12 protein-coding genes are annotated in these 14,411 nt (G+C 40.7%); 1 reads left to right on the top strand and 11 read right to left on the bottom strand.

The genetic code is table 11. From position 1 onward, the window contains the following. Window positions 1-37: 37 nt before the first annotated feature. The 7 genes from ftsH to pth form a co-directional block, all read right to left on the bottom strand. Complete coding sequence (gene ftsH, locus J3U69_RS06395; protein WP_267413436.1) at window positions 38-2,275, bottom strand: ATP-dependent zinc metalloprotease FtsH; 2,238 nt, start codon at window positions 2,273-2,275, stop codon at window positions 38-40. An 86-nt stretch (window positions 2,276-2,361) separates the two neighbouring features. Then, complete coding sequence (gene tilS, locus J3U69_RS06400; RefSeq protein WP_267413437.1) at window positions 2,362-3,621, bottom strand: tRNA lysidine(34) synthetase TilS; 1,260 nt, start codon at window positions 3,619-3,621, stop codon at window positions 2,362-2,364. Further along, on the bottom strand, window positions 3,611-3,976 hold the full coding sequence (locus J3U69_RS06405) for a S1 RNA-binding domain-containing protein (RefSeq protein ID WP_220220070.1): 366 nt from the start codon (window positions 3,974-3,976) through the stop codon (window positions 3,611-3,613). The genes tilS and J3U69_RS06405 overlap by 11 nt, the downstream gene beginning before the upstream one ends. Further along, entirely contained in the window at window positions 3,976-4,353 is a 378-nt protein-coding gene (locus J3U69_RS06410) for an FtsB family cell division protein (RefSeq protein WP_103752349.1), read from the bottom strand. The genes J3U69_RS06405 and J3U69_RS06410 overlap by 1 nt, the downstream gene beginning before the upstream one ends. 76 nt (window positions 4,354-4,429) lie before the next feature. Beyond that, entirely contained in the window at window positions 4,430-4,672 is a 243-nt protein-coding gene (locus J3U69_RS06415; protein ID WP_103752348.1) for an RNA-binding S4 domain-containing protein, read from the bottom strand. Between the two features lie 14 nt (window positions 4,673-4,686). After that, a complete protein-coding gene (gene mfd / locus J3U69_RS06420; RefSeq protein WP_267413438.1) occupies window positions 4,687-8,178 on the bottom strand; it encodes a transcription-repair coupling factor in 3,492 nt (1,163 codons plus the stop codon). A gap of 3 nt (window positions 8,179-8,181) precedes the next feature. Then, on the bottom strand, window positions 8,182-8,748 hold the full coding sequence (gene pth / locus J3U69_RS06425) for an aminoacyl-tRNA hydrolase (protein ID WP_103752346.1): 567 nt from the start codon (window positions 8,746-8,748) through the stop codon (window positions 8,182-8,184). A gap of 225 nt (window positions 8,749-8,973) precedes the next feature. On the opposite strand from pth, the gene cbpA reads away from it, so the two are divergent. Beyond that, window positions 8,974-9,681 (top strand): cyclic di-AMP binding protein CbpA, encoded by a 708-nt coding sequence (gene cbpA, locus J3U69_RS06430; RefSeq protein WP_103752345.1) that lies wholly within the window; start codon window positions 8,974-8,976, stop codon window positions 9,679-9,681. 271 nt (window positions 9,682-9,952) lie between these two features. Here cbpA and alr read toward each other — a convergent pair whose 3' ends face one another. The 4 genes from alr to J3U69_RS06450 form a co-directional block, all read right to left on the bottom strand. Beyond that, window positions 9,953-11,083, bottom strand: coding sequence for an alanine racemase (gene alr / locus J3U69_RS06435; RefSeq protein ID WP_267413439.1), 1,131 nt, complete (start codon window positions 11,081-11,083; stop codon window positions 9,953-9,955). Between the two features lie 2 nt (window positions 11,084-11,085). Then, entirely contained in the window at window positions 11,086-11,439 is a 354-nt protein-coding gene (acpS, locus tag J3U69_RS06440) for a holo-ACP synthase (protein WP_103752343.1), read from the bottom strand. A 78-nt stretch (window positions 11,440-11,517) separates the two neighbouring features. After that, a complete protein-coding gene (locus tag J3U69_RS06445) occupies window positions 11,518-13,023 on the bottom strand; it encodes a DEAD/DEAH box helicase (protein ID WP_103752342.1) in 1,506 nt (501 codons plus the stop codon). A 10-nt stretch (window positions 13,024-13,033) separates the two neighbouring features. Next, entirely contained in the window at window positions 13,034-14,401 is a 1,368-nt protein-coding gene (locus J3U69_RS06450) for a UDP-N-acetylmuramoyl-tripeptide--D-alanyl-D-alanine ligase (protein ID WP_103752341.1), read from the bottom strand. Between the last annotated feature and the right edge of the window lie 10 nt (window positions 14,402-14,411).

A 14,411-nucleotide genomic window follows, 5' to 3' on the forward strand; every position in this document is an offset into this window, starting at 1 on the left:
CTAAAAAAATAGAGCCCAACACAGGCCCTATTAATTATTAATTTTGTGAATGATCATCAGAGTGATTGTCATCACTTAAATTAGAATCTTTGTTTTGCTCAGACTCAGCATTATCTGCTTTTTCTGAACCATTTTCCTCAGGAAATTCAAGCTTTTCTGGATTCTCAGGATTTCTTTCTTCTGCTTCTTTATTCTTTTCTAAAGGAGTTTCGGATTTTTCCTCTTCAGAAATTTGCTCTTGTTTTTGCTCACTTGGTGGCAATGAATCTGCACCATCTGCCTTATGATTTTCTTTCTTTTCAGCAGCAGCTTTTGCTTCTTCATAAGTTGACGCTTTAGACTCACTTGGATATTCTTCAACCGTCTTTTCAGGCATTTTTCCAGTAGTGTAGAGTGACATAATCTGCTTTTCATCTAAAGTTTCATACTTCAACAAAGCTTCCGCAATGATGCGGTGTTTTTCACGGTTATTCTTAACAATTTCAACCGCTTGTTCATGAGCTTCGTCAAGAATCTTCTTCACTGCTTCATCAATCTTAGCAGAAGTTGCTTCACTATATGGTTTAAAGCCGTATGGATTAGTTTCGCCCTCTTTTTCAAGCTCAACCATTCCTAAAGAATCGGTCATACCGTAATTAACAACCATGCTGTGAGCAATTTGCGTTGCCTGCTCGAAGTCATTTGAGGCACCAGTTGATTGGTCACCAACAACAACTTCTTCACCTGCACGACCACCCATTAAACCAACAATTTGTTCCATTAATTGTTTCTTAGTCAACAGGAACTGATCGTCTTTTGGCAACATCAGGTTGTAACCACCAGTCCGTCCGTGAGGTACGATAGTAACTTTACGAACTGTCCGTGAATCGCTTAAGACCAGCCCACAAATGGAGTGACCGGCTTCGTGAAAGGCAACTCGCTGACGCTCTTTCTTAGAAATCATGCTATTACGCTTAGCTGGGCCGGCAATGACACGATCTTCAGCTTCATCTAAATCACTTGCAGTAATTTCATTGCCATTGCGCCGAGCCGCAAGCAATGCAGCTTCATTCAACAGGTTGGCCAAGTCGGCACCAACAAAACCTGGTGTTTGGCGCGCAATTTCTTTTAAATCAACGTCGTCAGCTAACGGCATGTTCTTAGCGTGAACCCGTAAAATAGCTTCACGTCCGCGAACATCCGGAGTGCCAACCAAGACTTTCCGGTCAAAACGACCAGGACGAAGCAAAGCTGGATCCAATACATCGGACCGGTTAGTTGCGGCAATAACAATAACACCTTCATTGCCCTCGAAACCATCCATTTCAACTAACAACTGGTTTAAGGTCTGTTCACGTTCATCGTTACCACCACCGCTGGCATTGCTACCACGACGACGACCGATTGCATCAATTTCATCGATAAAGATAATACTTGGTGCATTTTTCTTAGCATTGGTAAATAAATCACGTACACGACTGGCACCAACACCGACAAACATTTCTACAAAGTCTGAACCAGAAATTGAGAAAAATGGTACATTGGCTTCACCAGCAACTGCCCGCGCAAGTAAGGTCTTACCAGTACCCGGAGGACCCTCAAGCAAAACACCAGACGGAATTTTAGCACCAAGCTTGGTGAATTTGGCTGGATTCTTAAGGAACTCAACCACTTCAACCAATTCTTGCTTTTCTTCTTCTTCACCTGCAACATCAGAGAATCGAACTTTATTTTTCTTCGGATCTTCTGGCTTAACGTGTGAGCGACCAAAATTCATGATGCCGCCGTTACCACCACGGCCACCGCCACTGCTTTGACTAATCATCATCCAAAGCATCACGATGAACAAAATGGTTGGCACAAGCATCACAATCGTGGAAATCCAATTACCAGACTGTGATTCGCCCTGAGTGGTCATCTTTGTACCACTCTTTTCAGCTAAGTTTTGAACATTCGAAACACTTGAATCATTTTGCAACATCGTTGTCGAAAAACGCGTTACTTTAGAACCAGAATTACCATTAAAGAAGTCAAAACTATTTTTTGACTGTCCCTTGGTACCCTGTGCAGTCTTGTAACTGCCTGATACAGTGTAAACACCATTGGAAGGCTGAACGTTAAAGTTTTTAACTTTTCCGTCATTTAAATCCTTCACAAATTCCGAGTAGCTAATGTTTTCACTACCACCGGAATTATCAGTTCCACCAAGTGCCCAGTTGATTCCCCCCAATAATAACAGGAAAACAACAATATAGAACAAGCCGTTTGAAAACAGCCGATTCCGGTTATTTTTCATAAAAAACCTCCGCAAAGTTCCTAAGGATATACGAATAAAAGTTTAACACAAATTTCAGTGATGCTCTAATATTTTAAAATATCTTATTAAATATTGTCATATAAATAATATTGCTGCAATTCAGTTCGCTTATTTTGCTTAACATACGTTTTTTCAACAAAAACGGGCACCTCATCTGCTAACACTGCCAAGCAGTATGGGCGTAAAACATTGGGGATTCCCTTAGCAGCAAATTTTTTCTTGCTTTTAACGTGCTGCCCGGATTTTAACTCCAGCCGCGTGCCGGGAGTTAATGAACCAACGACTAGAGCTGCACTAGCTGGAGCATAAAACCGTCCAACTAGCTTGCCAGAAGTACACGGCCTGGTTGCAATTAAGCAGTGGCGGTTATTAAAATCGAACTTTTGCCCCACACTAACATGATGCAGTTTTTCTTGCGGTGGCAAATTATTTTGGTAAAGATAAAAATAGGCTTGGTAAGTAATTAAGTTAAACTCGCCTAAATGCTCATTGACGCGAATATGAAATTTTTGCCAAATAAAATACTGCCAGTAAAAAAGCTGCTGCTTTTTAGATAAAGATGCAAGATGCGAAGTTTTGAAGCGGTAAGCAATTCCTAAAAAATTCTCTGGCTGTCCGAGCTGGCTAAATTCTAACTCAACCAATGAATCTACCAAATTAAGCTGGTTAGTAAAGCGCAGAGCATTCTGACCAATTTGAGGATTTTCTTGTTTTAATAATGGAACAAGGTGATGGCGCAGACGATTACGCAAAACGTCGTCTTCATTGTTGGTCTCATCAATCACATACGGAATCTGCTTTTCCTGATCATATTTCAGCAGCGTTTCTTTTTCTAAAGACAAAAACGGACGCAAGAGCGTCCTGTCTTTCATTTTAGTTACGGCCTGTAAGCTATTCATTTCACTTGGATTTCCCGAACGAATAAACTTCAATAAAATATTTTCTAAAAGATCGTCACAATGATGTGCAGTCAAGAGATAATCGGCGTTGTTTTCTTGCATCACTTGCACTAAAAAGTGGTACCGATATTCGCGGGCGGCAGCTTCAACTCCTTTTTGGGGATGTAAAGCAGTCGGCCACAACCCATTAACCACCTTAATTGGCTTGTCACGGCAATAAGCTGCAATTACTTCACTTTCACGAGCGGAATCAGCACGTAATTGGTGATCCAAGTGGGCCGCAATGATGGCTAAATGATACAGCGACTGAAGTTCCTCCAGCATATCTAGTAGTGCCATCGAATCGGGGCCGCCACTAGTAGCAACTACGAGCGTCTTATTCTCAAGGGGCAACCCATGACGCTTAAAAAAATCATCAACTAGCATAATCGGTCAATTCTTGCTGTAATTTGTTAATTTCCTTTTCGGCATCAGCAACTGTCTTAGCTAAAACGGTTAAGAAGTCTTCTTTTTTGGTGGTTGAAAATTCATTAGTATGGTCAATTAAACTAGGATCATTAATCCGCGTTTTTGATAACCCTATTTTACCTTTGAAGTTATTAATTACGACTACCCTAATCGTCTCTCCGACCTGATAGTGGCGCTTTTCATGCAGCCAGTTATCGCCAAAATCATTATGGTGAATAAGGCCCGAAGTATTTTGCGGTAGCGATACGAAGATGCCTAAATCGGTAATGTTGTTAATTTTACCAGTAACGCGCTGTCCTACTTGGTATTTCATTAATTATTATCTTTGTCCTCAGGTAAATTATAAACTGTTTCATTTGGCTTAGAATACAAGAACTTGAAGCGAACAAGTTTGGCCACGTAGTCAGGATCCTTCAAGTCATCGCGTTTAGCCAATAAAATCTTTTTCTGATTATTAATCTGCTTTAACGATTTCTTAGACGTTTGCACTTGCTCATTAATGCGGTTAGTTTGCGCATGCGTAACTGCTAGTTGAATGCCTAAAAAGGCAAACAAAACTAAAAAAGCCGCAATAATCCTGTTACGTCGAACACGATGTACTTCTTTTTCCCGTTTTTCCTGCTTTTTTCTCAAGCGTGCAACTCGCTCTTCTGGACTAAGCGAATTGTAAATACGTGGTCCTTTCATAATTTTTTCCTTCTATTACTAAAATTACTAATTTCATTATAGCAAGACCACTTATAAAAGTCATTAAATAACAAAGTAATTAATCAACTAATTCGTATAGTTCACTTGCTTCTGCTTTTTTGGTTGTTTCCTTAATGTCACAGACCTTGGCTTTTACTTCTTTAGCGCCATAGCCGACTTCAATAACATCACCAATCTTGACATCGTAACTCGACTTAACCACCTTATCATTAACTTTGATTCGACCCTGATCAGCCATTTCCTTAGCTACAGGACGTCTTTTGACCAAACGGGAAACTTTTAAAAATTTATCTATTCTCATTTTTTTACCTCAAATTATCTTTGAATAATATCATTAGCGCCGGCCATAAATGTTGTTAATTCATTAAAAAGCTGTCTGCTCTGAATTTTAGCTGGCAATTCTAATAAAACAATTAACCGTTTTTGCGGCGATAAGTTAATTCTAGCCTTTAAACTCACATGTTCCAAGGCTTTAAAAATATTCGGTCCTTCCAGCTCTCGGCTTGCCTCGTTATCAAATTCAACTTTGACTTGATTATTGCTTTTAGTAATAGTTAAAGCCTGTGCCAGATCAGCCTCAGTCTTCAATTTTGAAATTGCGAGGAGGTTTTCAACCGGCTCCGGATAATCACCAAAGCGATCAATTAACTCATCCTGAATTTGTGCAATTTCATCAACATCAGCCGCCTTAATCTTCTTGTAGAACTCGATCTTTTCTTCCTGGTCAGCGATATAACTTTCTGGAATATATGCTTCCAAGCCCAGATCAATTTCTGCGTTACTCTTTTTAAGCTTTTTCTTGCCCTTACGCGTTTTAATGGCATCTGCCAGCATCTGTGAATACAAGTCATACCCAACACTATCAATAAAGCCGTGCTGCTGGGCACCCAGCATATTGCCTGCTCCGCGAATTGACAAATCACGCATCGCAATTTTGAAACCCGAACCAAGCTCGGTAAAATCACGAATGGCATCAAGCCGCTTTTCCCCTATTTCTGTGAGCACCTTATTAGGCTGATACAAGAAATAAGCATAGGCTAGCCGTGCGCTCCGGCCAATGCGACCACGCAACTGGTATAGCTGACTTAACCCATAATGGTCGGCGTCTTCAATAATCATTGTGTTAACGTTGGGCATGTCGATGCCTGTTTCAATAATTGTGGTGGTCACCAAAATATCAAATTCACGATTCAAGAAACGGTACAGAATATCTTCCATCTGGTTCTTGCTCATGCGCCCATGGACACTCACAATCCTAGCCGTTGGCATCAAATCTTCTAAATGACTAACAACTTCATCAATATCATCAATGCGATTGTGCAAGTAAAAGACTTGGCCACCGCGCTGCATTTCGCGCAAACAGGCATCCTTAATGACGCTAGGAATTTGTTCCATCACATAAGTTTGAATCGGATAACGGTTAGATGGCGGTGTCTCCATAACAGATAAATCACGCACTCCCACCATTGACATGTGAAGCGTTCGCGGAATTGGCGTTGCCGTCAAAGTCAAGACATCGATATTGGCCTTTAATTCCTTTAGCCGCTCTTTATGTTTAACGCCAAAGCGCTGCTCTTCATCAACGATTAGCAATCCGAGATCCTTAAACTGGACATCCTTCGATAATAACCGGTGCGTTCCAACGACCATATCAATTTTGCCATCCTTTAACCCCGTTGTGATTTTTTTAGCTTCAGCTGGAGTTTGAAAGCGGGATAAAACAGCGTAATTGACCGGAAAGTTTTTAAACCGATCTTGGATTGTTTCATAGTGTTGCTGGGCCAAAATGGTAGTTGGTACCAAAAAAGCTACCTGTTTATTGTCCTGAATAGCCTTAAAAGCAGCGCGCAATGCCACCTCGGTTTTACCAAAGCCAACATCCCCCACCAATAGGCGGTCCATCGGCTTATCTTGCTCCATATCATGCTTGATTTCTTTCAGTGAACGCAATTGGTCAGGTGTTTCTACGTACGGAAAAGCATCCTCAAATTCGCGTTGCAAACTATCATCGGGAGAATATGCAAAGCCCTTTTCAGATTCACGCTTGGCGTATAAATCAATCAAGTCATCCGCAATGTCTTCCACCTTCGATTGAACCCTGCGTTTGGTTTTAGCCCATTCTGTTCCGCCTAGCTTGTTAACATGTGGCGTCTTACCTTCCGAAGCAACATACTTTTGAACTAATTTCAGTTGATCCGCTGGCACAAAGAGCTGATCGCCATGTTGATAAGTGATTGTAATATAATCACGTTTAACCCCATTATTTTCTAGGGTCTTAATTCCTTTAAAGCGACCAATTCCGTGATTGACGTGAACAACATAATCACCAGGCTTAAGCTCCGTATAATTGCGCAAACGCTGGGCATTTTCCAGTGTTTTAATTCGGCGATTGTGATGGGTGGTTTTATTAAACAGTTCATGTTCTGTTAGATAAACTAAATTATTATTTGGCAGCGTAAAGCCGCTAGTAAATGAACCCACAATAATTTGTGTTTGCTGCTCAGAAATATCTGCCGCATTAACCACCGGAATATCCATCCCAAATTCGGCCATCGTCTGACTAATCTGCCGCGCCCGTTTAGGATTATCTGCTTGTAAGACAACCGTTTGGCCGTTTCTTTGGTACGACTCAATTTCAGTTTTGATTAGCGGCATTTGACTGAAAAACTGTTGCGGCTCACGTGTCTGCCAATCAAATAACTGTCCAAGTCTTACGCGGCCGATGCTACGCTGAAAGAGTGAAAAGTAAATGTGGTGATGTTGATCTTTGGACCAAATGCGATGAAAGTCAGCCCGTAATTGCTGCCCTGGCAGCATTGCACCGGTTTTTAATTCATCATCGATAAAGCCGGCATTTTGTTGGTCAACTGTCTTTACTGCTTGATCAATTAACGGCCAATCATCAAGTAAAATTAACCCATCCGAATCTAAATAGTCCAGTAAGCTACTTGGTTTTGCTAGTAAAAAATCAACTAAGAAAGCATAATTTTGCGGTAAAGTCCCGCCATTTAATTCATCCAGAATTTGGGTAAAGTGGTCTTTGACGGCCTCTTCTGGAGCGGGGGCATCGCCCATTGCCTTCGTAATCATTTTCGCCGCACGACTAAAGTCAGCAGCTGTAAATACACGGTCTTGCGCTGCCCCAATCGTAACTTCTTCTACCTGCTTTTGACTGCGCTGACTTGCTAGGTCAAATTCCTTAATCGTATCGATTTCGTCACCAAAGAACTCGATTCTGATCGGATTTTCGCGATCAAGCGGGTAAATATCAAGGATATCTCCTCTTAGAGCAAATTCACCCGGCCGCGCAACCAAGTTTTCCCGCCGATAACCTGCTTGAATTAACCAGTTGGTTAGTTCAGATAATTCAAACTCTTTACCCGGAGTAAAGGCTCTTCTAGTAGCTTGATATTGTTCAGGCTGTGAAAGTTGATACTGCATTCCTTGCGGCGTCGTTACCACAATTCCCATTTGCTTGCTTAACAAAAAGTTCAGCGTTTGAATTCTGCTGCTCAATTCATCAGGAGAACTAACAGCGGTTTGCGTAGCAATTGTTGCATCAAGTGGAAAAATCTGAACAGTATTATCCGGCATAACCGCATTTAATTCACTATACAGTTTCTGAGCTTTATTTTCGTTTTCCTCAATTAATATTAAAGGCTGCTTGAGTGTCGTTACAATCTGACATAAGAGCAGACTAAAAGCACCGGCATTAGCGCCCGTGATTAGTGAGTTTTTAACTTGTGCCGCTTTGGCAATAAACGCGGTTAAATCCTGATCTTTTTCGATTAAGTCTGTCAAACGCATGATTTAGTTATACTTATTCATCAAAAACTGACTGCTTTTACCAGCAATAAAATCGGCAATGACCTCACTGCTAGTTTCAAAAGCAGCATCCATTAAGTCTTTTTGCTCAGCATTAAACGGGGACAAGACCCACGAAATAACACTGGCTTCAGTAACATTATCTGGGTGCCTAATTCCAATTTTCAAGCGGTTGAAATTACTAGAACCTAGATCACGGATAATGCTCTTAATACCATTATGACCGCCTGATTTACCATTTGCACGAATGCGGATTTTGCCCAATGGCATATCCATATCATCATGAATAATCAAGATATCTTGTGGCTCAACCTTGAAAAAACGGGCAAACTGAGCGACCGATCGTCCAGAATCATTCATATAAGTTTGTGGTTCAAGCAGGATAATATCTTCACCATTAATTTTTTGTTTTGTATATTTACCCTCGAACTTTTCCCGTTCAAGTTCAAGCGCATTTTTCCGTAAATAATGGTCAACCGCCATAAAACCAGTATTGTGCTTTGTACCATCATATTTTCTGCCTGGATTACCCAGGCCAGCAATTATTTTCATCAAATTACCCCTTACTTTTAGTCGCACTTAATAATAGCACATCCTGCCAAAAGCAAATTGCCCAAGACTATTACACTTTGATTTCAGTCGATAAAAAAGCTTTTTAATTTGGCAAGCTCGTGCTAAACTCTATTTGTTCAATAAAATTATTCTAATTTTTATTTAATAAAAACCATTTGAGTGATGGTTGACTAATCAGATTATTTTTAAAATGGAGGCAGTTTCATGCTGATTAAATCTTTAGTTATCAAAAAAGATTATCTAACTACAGTTAACGAACACGCAACACTTGAAGAAGCACTTAAAATTTTAGAAGACTCTGGCTATCGGTGTGTGCCTATCTTAGATGATACTGGGACGATTTTCCGCGGAAACATTTATAAGATGCACATCTACCGCCATAAATCTCAGGGTAAAGACATGAGTTTGCCGGTTACCTACCTGCTCAAAAACGCCACCAAAACAATTAAAGTTAATTCACCATTTTTTAAAGTTTTCTTCACAATTAAGGATTTACCATATATTTCGGTTTTAGACGAAGAAAATAAATTTTATGGTATTTTAACGCACTCCCGCTTGCTTGATATGTTATCCGATGCTTGGAACATCAAGACTGGGTCATATGTTTTGACTGTTTTAACCGATAATTCTCGCGGTAATCTAGTTAAAATGGCAAAAGCAATTAGTAAATATTCAGAAATTGCTGGTGTAATGAGTCTCGATGCCTCCTCGGCCGAGGTTAATGACAATTTTGTTCGGCGAATTCTCTTTACTTTGCCAGCCGGAGTAACAGAAGACACGATGAAATTGATCGTGAAGCGCTTGGAAGCAAAGAGCTACGTAGTAGCAGAAATCGAAGATTTGCAGGCAGGGATGACGATTATGAGTGATGAAAATCCTGGCGTATTTATGAGTAAGCCAATTGATGATTAACTATCAATAATTGTAACTAGCAAAACTTTGTTAGATTAACTATTTTCTAATAGCAAAAAGGCGGCTAACTTCTCTTAATTTGAGAAATTAGTCGCTTTTTATATGCTTTTAACTTTTAAAGGACACAGATTTAGACGATAGATGGCTACCCTTACTATTTTCTTCAAGTAAATAAGTTAATACATCATGACTAAATTGTCCCTCTAAGTCTTCGACTGATATTTATTTAATCATTTAAGCTAGAAATACTAAATAAAAATATCTAGCCAATTTATCCTTCACGGTAGATGCGTGGCAAGCGGTCGTCTAGTAAGCAAGCCACTTCGTAATGAATTGAATCAACATAGTCCGCCGCAGCCTTAATATTATTCGGAGCAGTAGGATCATTTGAAATCAAAACTACTTTAGTTTTGGTCGGCATCTCATAGGGTAAACGTACCATCAGCTGATCCATGCAAATCCGCCCTACAATTGGACAATATTCGTCTCCGACCTGGATTTTAAAGCCTTGAAATTTGCGGATAAACCCATCTGCATAACCTAGTGGAATTGTACCAATAATTTGGTCACAATCAGCAATATAAGTTGAACCATAACCAACACCTTGTCCCTTGTGAATAGTGTGAACCTGGACTAGTTCACTCTCCAAAGATAATGCTGGTTTAAGTCTAATTTGTGCTGGTAAATCCGGAGTACTTGGATTTGAGGATGGGTTAAGGCCGTAAAGCCCGATACCAAACCGAACTAAATCACTATGCACCTTTTTGCCATAGATACTGGCCGCCGTGTTATCCACATGAATCCATTTAGGTTTTACTTTCAGTAAACTTTTAAGGTGCTCGAACCGTTCTACCTGGGTTTTAAAGTAGGTATCATCACTGCTATCCGCAGAAGCAAAGTGCGTGAACAAGCCTTCTACTTCGAAGTGCGGGTTATCAAGCAAAAAGTCATTAGCTTGGAGAAATTCCTCATCCTCGCTAAAACCAATCCGCCCCATTCCTGAATCAACCGCCAGATGAATTTTTAATTGCAAACCGGTATTGTTAAGCGCTTGGTCTGCTGTATTTAGCCATTCAAAGTCAGGCACAGTCAGTGATATATCATTTTTGGCCGCCAAGGTGGCATATTCTTCAGGGGTAACTCCCAGGACCAAAATTGGCTGGGTAATTCCCGCTCGGCGAAGTTCAAGGGCCTCATCTAAAATTGCTACGCAAAAACCGCTGACACCATTTTTAGCGGCTAATTGAGCAACTTTAACGGCACCATGACCATACGCATTAGCCTTAATTACGGCAAATAATTTTTGCCCAGGCTCAAGGTGGTTTAACTCTTGCTCAATATTTTGCTTAATTGCACTTAAATCGACATAAACAGCTGCCGGACGATGTATTCCAGGAACCATATTCACTTCTCCAATACAACTAAAGTTATTATTTCATGATTATCATGAGTGATACTCGAAAAAATTTGACCATCGAATTTTGGCGAAGTTGTCACCGGGTGCCCGTTTTCATCCCATAGGGTTTCAACATCCATTAAACCGACTTTTTCCCCTAAGCCAGTACCCATTGCCTTTGAAAAAGACTCTTTCAGTGAAAAACGGCCGCCTAAATATTCAACTTTTCGTTTACCAACCATTTTTTGATACTGTGCGAATTCTTTCGGGGTTAAAGCTTTTTTGGCAAAACCATCACCCTTAGCGACAATCTTGGCTACTCGTTCAACTTCAACTGCATCAATGCCCACGCCAAAAATCATTTTTTCTTACCTCACTTGAGAAAATTATAATACAAAAAAAGAGCTGCACATGACCACAACTCTTTTTTAGTAAAATTATTAATCTTTTTTGTTCTTAATTACGAAATTATGACTGCCACCGGAACGGTTCGAGCGACCACCACGGTAGTTGCCACGACCACCATGACCGCGATCACCACCACGATAGCCGCCGCGGCCACCGCCATTACGACCGCGACTATAATGACCACGACCACGGCCGCCGCCACGACGACCGCCCCCCTTATAAGGTAACGGCTTTTCTGAACTAATCTTAACCTCAACGTTTGATGAGTCCTTAGATAAGTTCTTCAAGAATGCAGAAACAAGATCAATTGCAGAATAGTTTTCTAACAACTCACTAGCATCGTCAGTATACTTGGTCAAGTCTTCCTTCATCAGGTCTTCAATCTTGGATTTGGCAACCTTTAATTGGCCACGGAAAGCTTGGTCATCTGATGGTGGACGAAGAGGTGTCATCTTTTTCTTAGTAAGTTGTTCAATTGTCCGCATGTAGCCAATTTCATTTGGCGTAACAAAAGTAATTGAACTACCGTTTTGACCGGCACGACCAGTACGGCCAATGCGGTGAACATATGAATCTGGATCTTGAGGGATATCATAGTTATACACATGGGTAACACCTGAAATATCAAGTCCACGTGCTGCAACATCGGTAGCAACTAAGATATCTAATTTACCAGAACGGAACCGTTTCAAAACGCTAATTCGGCGAGCTTGGGATAAGTCGCCGTGAATTCCGGCAGCGTTATACCCACGAGCTTGCAGTCCACGCGTTACTTCATCAACGCGGCGTTTAGTTCTAACAAAGATAACCGCTAAATCTGGACTTTCAACATCAATTAAACGACACATAATATCAAATTTTTCTGAGTCCTTTGACCGGACAAAGTATTGATCAATTAAGTCAGCCGTCAATTCCTTAGTCTTAATCCGCACAATTTCAGGGTCATGCATGAATTTTTCGCTGATATTTAGAATTGGTTTTGGCATTGTCGCACTGAAGAGCAATGTTTGCTTACGGTTTTTGACATAGCCCAAAATACTTTCAATATCTTGAATAAAGCCCATGTCAAGCATTTCATCAGCTTCATCCAAAACAATTGTGTTGACGTTTTCCAAATTAATGGTCTTGCGTTTTAAATGATCAAGCAAACGTCCAGGGGTACCAACTAAAATAGCTGGAACATGGTTTTTAAGTGACCGAATTTGGCGGCCAATATCTGCACCACCGTATACTACTTGAACACGCGCTTTTTCATCACGGCCTAAGCGGAAAAGTTCTTCTTGTGTTTGAATAGCAAGTTCACGCGTTGGTTCGATGATTAACGCCTGAATTACCTTATTGTGTTTGTCTAAGTTTTGTAAAATTGGCAAAGCGAAGGCAGCTGTCTTACCAGTACCTGTTTGAGCTTGGCCAATCACGTCCTTGCCTGCTAAAGCAAGAGGAATTGTTTGTTCTTGGATTGGTGTTGCTTCTTCAAAGCCTGAACGTTTAATTGCTTTTAGAAGCTCATCATTTAATCCTAATTCCGAAAATTTCACTAAGTTCTCCTTATCTAAGCCGCTCCACTACTTTTTCGAGGTGCATACCATGTGATCCTTTCAGGACAACAATGTCGTGCGGCTTAATATCATTTTTCAGATCAGCTATCATTGGCTGCATCTGATCTTTTTTATAATAATGTAGATTTTCTGGCTCGTAACTTTCTTTTAGAGCATCAGCTAAATTTTTCATTTCTGAGCCATATAAATATACTTCGTTAATCACTTGCGGATCAAGGCAATCTGCAAGACCAGCATGAAGCTCAGCTGATCTGTCACCTAATTCGAGCATGTCACCCAAGACAGCAATGCGCCGGCTACCTTCAGGAACCTGGATCTGACCAAAGCTACTTAAAACGGCACGGACAGCAGTCGGGTTCGAGTTATAGACATCACTCATAATGTCCTCACCCACATCGCCTTTTTCCCATTCCATCCGGTTGGCAGTTGGGGTAAAGCTAGCTAAAGCAGTAGCAATTTCTTCATCGCTTTCACCAAAATGGCGACCAACGCAAAGAGCAGACAGGGCGTTTGAAACATTATGCTTACCAATCATTGGAATAGTAAACTTACAGTCTGACTGGTTAATCGTGAATGTGGCGTGGTGTTTATAACTTCTAAAACCCGTTGCATACACTGTATCATTTTTACCAAAACCAAAAGTAACTTTTGACTGGTCAATCTTTTCAGCTCGCTCACGCAAAAGCGGCTCGTCACCATTGTAAATAAGCTCGCCGTCCTCACGCAGGAAATCGGTAATTTCCATCTTCGCATCAGCAATTTTTTCACGTGAACCTAAAAATTCAATGTGAGCCTCACCAATCATGGTAATTACCGTAACATCCGGGTGAGTCAATTCACTAAGTTGGTGCAACTGCCCCGCATGGTCCATTCCCATTTCCAAAACCAAAATTTCAGTATTTGGCTTCATATCCAAAATGGTCATTGGAACGCCAATTTCATTGTTAAAATTAGCATCTGTCTTATGCACATTAAATCTTTTGGCCAAAACCGCCGCAGTCATATCCTTAGTAGTAGTTTTACCGTTTGAACCCGTAATGCCGACTACGGTCGGATTAACCTTATTTAGGTAATACTGCGCCAATTTTTGCATACTTGTTAATGGATCATCAACTTCTAAGACAGCAATATCTGTGGGCTTATTAGGGTGACCTTTTTGCCACAAAGTAGCACTAGCCCCATTATTAATTGCGCTGCTTACAAAGTCATGACCATCCCGATCACTGACTAACGGGACAAATAATCCGCCCTCAGCGATTTTTCTTGAGTCAAAGGCAACAGAAGTAATAACAGTTTGGTCGTTGCCCTCACAATTCGCGTTGATTGCTTTAGCAATTTCTGCCAGTTGCATTTTCATCTAATTTTCT

Source organism: Lactobacillus sp. B4026 (assembly GCF_026535825.1).
Classification (GTDB): Bacteria; Bacillota; Bacilli; order Lactobacillales; family Lactobacillaceae; genus Lactobacillus; species Lactobacillus panisapium.

What these genes read in the sequence shown, in the direction of transcription:
- J3U69_RS06405 (WP_220220070.1), bottom strand. Translation starts at nt 3,976, where the DNA reads ATGAAATACCAAGTAGGACAGCGCGTTACTGGTAAAATTAACAACATT.
- acpS (WP_103752343.1), bottom strand. Translation starts at nt 11,439, where the DNA reads ATGATTTTTGGCGTGGGCATTGATGCAGTTGAAGTTGAACGAGTAGCC.
- J3U69_RS06415 (WP_103752348.1), bottom strand. Translation starts at nt 4,672, where the DNA reads ATGAGAATAGATAAATTTTTAAAAGTTTCCCGTTTGGTCAAAAGACGT.
- mfd (WP_267413438.1), bottom strand. Translation starts at nt 8,178, where the DNA reads ATGCGTTTGACAGACTTAATCGAAAAAGATCAGGATTTAACCGCGTTT.
- ftsH (WP_267413436.1), bottom strand. Translation starts at nt 2,275, where the DNA reads ATGAAAAATAACCGGAATCGGCTGTTTTCAAACGGCTTGTTCTATATT.
- alr (WP_267413439.1), bottom strand. Translation starts at nt 11,083, where the DNA reads ATGGTTCCTGGAATACATCGTCCGGCAGCTGTTTATGTCGATTTAAGT.
- pth (WP_103752346.1), bottom strand. Translation starts at nt 8,748, where the DNA reads ATGAAAATAATTGCTGGCCTGGGTAATCCAGGCAGAAAATATGATGGT.
- cbpA (WP_103752345.1), top strand. Translation starts at nt 8,974, where the DNA reads ATGCTGATTAAATCTTTAGTTATCAAAAAAGATTATCTAACTACAGTT.
- tilS (WP_267413437.1), bottom strand. Translation starts at nt 3,621, where the DNA reads ATGCTAGTTGATGATTTTTTTAAGCGTCATGGGTTGCCCCTTGAGAAT.
- J3U69_RS06450 (WP_103752341.1), bottom strand. Translation starts at nt 14,401, where the DNA reads ATGAAAATGCAACTGGCAGAAATTGCTAAAGCAATCAACGCGAATTGT.